Annotated in this window: 4 protein-coding genes; 2 read left to right on the top strand and 2 right to left on the bottom strand. The window is 61.4% G+C overall.

Features of this window, described 5'->3' with window-relative positions; genetic code table 11:
• Positions 1-75 precede the first annotated feature (75 nt).
• On the bottom strand, positions 76-1053 hold the full coding sequence (locus ACRESD_RS12225) for a quinone oxidoreductase family protein (protein WP_431751130.1): 978 nt from the start codon (positions 1051-1053) through the stop codon (positions 76-78).
• 160 nt (positions 1054-1213) lie between these two features.
• Here ACRESD_RS12225 and hemF point away from each other — a divergent pair, with 160 nt between their 5' ends.
• Both hemF and aroE read left to right on the top strand, forming a co-directional pair.
• Positions 1214-2146, top strand: a complete 933-nt coding sequence (hemF, locus tag ACRESD_RS12220; protein ID WP_431751129.1) for an oxygen-dependent coproporphyrinogen oxidase — start codon at positions 1214-1216, stop codon at positions 2144-2146.
• The gene (aroE, locus tag ACRESD_RS12215) at positions 2146-2964 is read left to right on the top strand and encodes a shikimate dehydrogenase (RefSeq protein WP_431751128.1); all 819 of its coding nucleotides are present in this window, start codon (positions 2146-2148) and stop codon (positions 2962-2964) included. The genes hemF and aroE overlap by 1 nt, the downstream gene beginning before the upstream one ends.
• Before the next feature lie 67 nt (positions 2965-3031).
• Here aroE and ACRESD_RS12210 read toward each other — a convergent pair whose 3' ends face one another.
• Complete coding sequence (locus tag ACRESD_RS12210) at positions 3032-4600, bottom strand: SulP family inorganic anion transporter (RefSeq protein WP_431751127.1); 1569 nt, start codon at positions 4598-4600, stop codon at positions 3032-3034.
• Between the last annotated feature and the right edge of the window lie 204 nt (positions 4601-4804).

Below are 4804 nucleotides of genomic sequence, written 5' to 3'. Positions count from 1 at the left end.
ACATGAGAATGCGGTCGAGTGTGGGAGCGGGCTTGCTCGCGAAGAGGCCTTCATAACCTCCAGAGATCTATCGTCTTACGGCAACAGAATGGTCGACCCAGTAGTCCGCCGCCCCGACAACTCCGTCTGCGCCTTCGCCGCGTCCGCCAGTGAATACCGCTGGTTGATATCAATGCGCACCTTGCCGCTCTTGATCATCGAGAACAGATCATCGGCCATCGCCTGCAAGTTTTGTGGGTTGTTGGCGTAGGTCGCCAGGGTCGGCCTGGTTACATACAGCGAGCCCTTGGCCGCCAGAATCCCCAGATTCACCCCGTCTACCGCACCCGACGCATTCCCGAAGCTCACCACCAAGCCACGCGGTGCCACGCTGTCCAGTGAGGTCAGCCAGGTGTCTTTGCCGACGCCGTCATACACCACCGGCACTTTCTTACCGTCAGTCAATTCCAGCACGCGCTGTGCGACATTTTCCTTGCTGTAGTCGATGGTTTCCCACGCGCCAAGGGATTTGGCCAGGGCGGCTTTTTCCGGCGAACTCACGGTGCCGATCAGCTTCACGCCCAAGGCTTTGGCCCATTGGCAAGCCAGGGAACCTACGCCACCGGCAGCAGCGTGGAACAGAATGGTTTCGCCACCCTTCAGCTCATAAGTCTGGCGGAGCAGGTATTGCACGGTCAGGCCCTTGAGCATGGCGCCTGCGGCCTGCTCAAAGCTGATGTCGTCCGGCAAGTGCACCAGGTTGGCGGCGGGCAATACATGCAGTTGGCTGTAGGCACCCAACGGGCCACTGCCGTAAGCCACACGGTCACCGACTTTGAATTGAGTGACTTCGCTGCCGACCGCATCAACCACACCGGCACCTTCTGCGCCCAACCCCGATGGCAACGCTGGCGGCGCGTACAGACCACTGCGAAAATAGGTGTCGATGAAGTTCAGGCCAATCGCCTCGTTACGCACGCGAACTTGCTGCGGGCCGGGCTCTGCCGGCGTGTAGTCCACATATTCAAGCACTTCGGGGCCGCCATGGGCGCTGAACTGGATACGTTTGGCCATTTGCACTTCTCCTTGAGGTCGAATCGCGTAGCCCCCTATCCCACTCCTATGCTTGATCTTCGTCAACTGCGACGCACAGGGGTGCGGTGGTATCCTGTGCGCCCATTTGCCGCCGACGCCCAATGGCCTCGCGTAGCTTTGCCCGATTCAAGGTGATGCCATGACTACCCGCACCGAGGCTGTTAAAGCCTACCTGCTCGACCTGCAAGACCGCATTTGCAGCGCCCTGGAAACCTTCGAGACGGACACTCGCTTTATCGAAGACGCCTGGACCCGGCCTGCCGGCGGTGGCGGTCGCACCCGTGTGATCGCAAACGGATCGGTGATCGAAAAAGGCGGCGTTAACTTTTCCCACGTGTTTGGCAACGGCCTCCCACCGTCCGCCAGTGCTCACCGCCCGGAGTTGGCCGGTCGCGGGTTTGAGGCGCTGGGCGTGTCGCTGGTGATTCACCCGCACAATCCCCATGTGCCGACATCTCACGCCAACGTGCGTTTTTTCATCGCTGAAAAAGAAGGTGAAGAGCCGGTGTGGTGGTTCGGTGGCGGCTTCGATCTCACGCCCTACTACGGCAATGAAGAAGACTGCATCCACTGGCACCGCGTGGCCGAGCAGGCCTGTGCGCCGTTCGGCGCGGACGTGTATCCGCGCTACAAGGCGTGGTGCGATACCTACTTCCACATCAAGCACCGCAACGAACCGCGCGGTATCGGTGGTCTGTTTTTCGATGACTTGAACGAGTGGGACTTCGATACTTGCTTCGCCTTCATCCGCGCCATCGGTGACGCCTACATCGACGCCTACCTGCCGATCGTGCAACGCCGCAAAGCCATGGCTTATACCGAGCAGCAACGCGAGTTCCAGGAATTCCGCCGTGGGCGCTACGTTGAATTCAACCTGGTCTACGACCGTGGCACCCTGTTCGGCCTGCAGTCGGGTGGTCGCACCGAGTCGATCCTGATGTCGCTGCCCCCACAAGTACGCTGGAGCTACGACTGGAAGGCTGAAGCCGGCAGCGAAGAAGCGCGCCTCACCGATTACTTCCTGCAAGACCGCGACTGGCTCGGCTTGGCCGCGCCGAAGGCGGCTGTCTGATGGACCGTTATGTCGTGTTCGGCAACCCCATCGGCCATAGCAAATCGCCGTTGATCCACCGAATGTTCGCGGAGCAGACGGGCGAACAGCTGGACTACAGCACCCTGCTCGCGCCGCTGGAGGATTTCGCCGGCTGTGCCCGTGAGTTCTTTCTGCAAGGCAGAGGCGCCAACGTCACCGTACCGTTCAAGGAAGAGGCCTACCGTCTGGCCACTACCTTGACCGAGCGCGCCCAGCGCGCAGGTGCGGTGAACACCCTGAGCAAGTTGGGTAATGGCACCCTGCTGGGTGATAACACCGACGGCGCGGGCCTGGTGCGCGACCTGACGGTCAATGCCGGGTTGAGCCTGCAAGGCAAGCGCATCCTGCTGCTGGGCGCTGGTGGTGCTGTCCGCGGTGCATTGGAACCTTTGCTGGCGGAGCAACCGGCTTCGTTGATCATCGCCAACCGTACGGTGGAAAAGGCTGAATTGCTCGCTGAGCTGTTTGAAGATCTCGGACCGGTATCCGCCAGCGGTTTCGACTGGCTGCGTGAGCCGGTGGACCTGATTATCAATGCTACGTCCGCGAGCCTGTCAGGCGATGTACCGCCGATTGCCGGCAGCCTGATCGAACCGGGCAAGACGTTTTGCTACGACATGATGTATGCCAAGGAGCCGACTGCGTTCTGTCGCTGGGCTACTGAGCAGGGCGCTGCTATCGCGATGGATGGCCTGGGCATGCTGGTGGAGCAGGCGGCGGAAGCGTTCTTCCTGTGGCGCGGTGTGCGCCCGGATTCGGCACCGGTGCTCGCAGAACTACGTCGCCAACTCATCTAGCTCCAATCTAATGTGGGCACCGTCAATGTGGGAGGGGGCAAGCCCCCTCCCACATTTTTAACTGCGTTCAGTCTTCGAAGTGGAGGGGACAGTTGTCGGCCCCTTCCAGCTTCTTCAACTCTTCAATCACCTGCGGCCGGGCACGGCGCAAGGTCAAACCGCGCCCCAAGCCCCGCAACCGTCGCGCCTCCTGATGCAGCATCTCCACTCCGGAATAGTCGATAAAGTTGATCTGCTGCGCCTCGATGACCACCCGCTGGCCGTGCAGGCTTTGCAGACGTACTTGCAGGTAATGGCTGGCGCCGAAGAAGATCGAGCCGCCGACCCGCAGCACATCGTCGTCTCCGTCACGCCACTGTTGAACCCGCGGTTGCGAGGTGCGCTTGAGGTAGAAAAACAGCGACGCCAACACCCCGGCGTAAATCGCTGTTTGCAGCTCCAGCAGCAGGGTGGCAATGCAGGTCAGGCTCATCACCACAAACTCGGCACGGCTCACCCGGAACAACGCGCGAATACCGTGATGGTCCACCAGGCCCCAGCAAATCAGCAGAATGCTCGCCGCCATGCTCGGGATTGGAATGTGCGCGATCAACGCCGCGCCAAACAAGGCGAACAGCGCCACCCAGAGGGCGGAAAACATCCCTGCCAATGGCGAGCATGCCCCGGCGTCATAGCTGAGACCGGAGCGGGTAAAGGAACCGGCCGACAAGTACCCCGAGAAAAATCCGCCAACGATGTTGGATAACCCCTGCGCACGGACTTCCTGGTTGGCGTCGAGCAGTTGCTGCGAACGGGCCGACAGCGAGCGGGCAATCGACAGGCTGGTCACCAGCCCCAGCATGCCCACTGCTACGGCACTGGGCAGCAGGCGCAGAAGCAGGTCCAAGTCCATCGGCAGCGGGCTGAATGGCGGTAGCTTGCCGACAAATGAACTGACTAGAGCGACGTGCCCGAACATCGCCGGCCACAGCCAAGCCGCCAGGCTGCCCAACGCCAGGGCGATCAACAATGTCGGCCAGCGTGGCACCCAATATTTGAGCAGTGCACCCAACAGCAATGTGCCAAGCCCGAGCGCGAGGGAGGCGTGGTCCCATTCCCCGCCATGCTCCACCAATGCCAGCAAGCTCTTGATCGCCGTGGCCTGACTCGGCAAATCCAGGCCCAGCAGATTGGGCAACTGGCCCAGGGCAATCACCACGGCGGCGCCCAGGGTGAAACCCAGCACCACGGAGTGGGAGACAAAGTTCACCAGCGCGCCGAAGCGCAGCATGCCCAGCAGCCACTGGAAAACGCCGGCCAGGAAGGTCAGCAACAGGATCAAGGTGATGTAGTCCTGGGAGCCTGGTACCGCCAAGGGGCTGATGCTGGCGTACAGCACAATGGAAATCGCTGCCGTCGGGCCGCAGATCAGGTGCCAGGACGAACCCCAGAGGCACGCGATCAGCACCGGGACGATGGCCGCATACAGACCGTATTCCGGTGGGAGTCCGGCGATCAGCGCGTAGGCAATCGATTGAGGCAGTGCGAGTACCGCGCCACTGAGGCCGACAATCGCGTCTCGACCCACGCTGGCGCGGGTCTGGCGCGGGAGCCAACTGAGGAAGGGGAAAAGTGTATGGCGATTGGGCCGGGGCATCGCGGACTCGGGTAGGAAAAGGTGTGAGCCAGGGTATCAGTACACGCAATCCCCTGTGGGAGCTGGCTTGCCTGCGATGCTGGCACCTTGGTGTTACAGGAACATCGGCGGTGATGCTATCGCAGGCAAGCCAGCTCCCACAGGAACCGGTGCCGACAGGTGTTGCGAGTTACGAACCGATGTAGCTGGTCTTCACCACCGTGT

Origin of the sequence: Pseudomonas sp. (assembly GCF_050739995.1) — a bacterium.
Lineage (GTDB): Bacteria > Pseudomonadota > Gammaproteobacteria > Pseudomonadales > Pseudomonadaceae > Aquipseudomonas.
This window is presented reverse-complemented; position numbering and strand designations above follow the sequence as displayed.

Bases quoted from the DNA above. Each gene is read 5' to 3' on its own strand.
- ACRESD_RS12225 (WP_431751130.1), bottom strand. From the start codon at position 1,053: ATGGCCAAACGTATCCAGTTCAGCGCCCATGGCGGCCCCGAAGTGCTT.
- hemF (WP_431751129.1), top strand. From the start codon at position 1,214: ATGACTACCCGCACCGAGGCTGTTAAAGCCTACCTGCTCGACCTGCAA.
- aroE (WP_431751128.1), top strand. From the start codon at position 2,146: ATGGACCGTTATGTCGTGTTCGGCAACCCCATCGGCCATAGCAAATCG.
- ACRESD_RS12210 (WP_431751127.1), bottom strand. From the start codon at position 4,600: ATGCCCCGGCCCAATCGCCATACACTTTTCCCCTTCCTCAGTTGGCTC.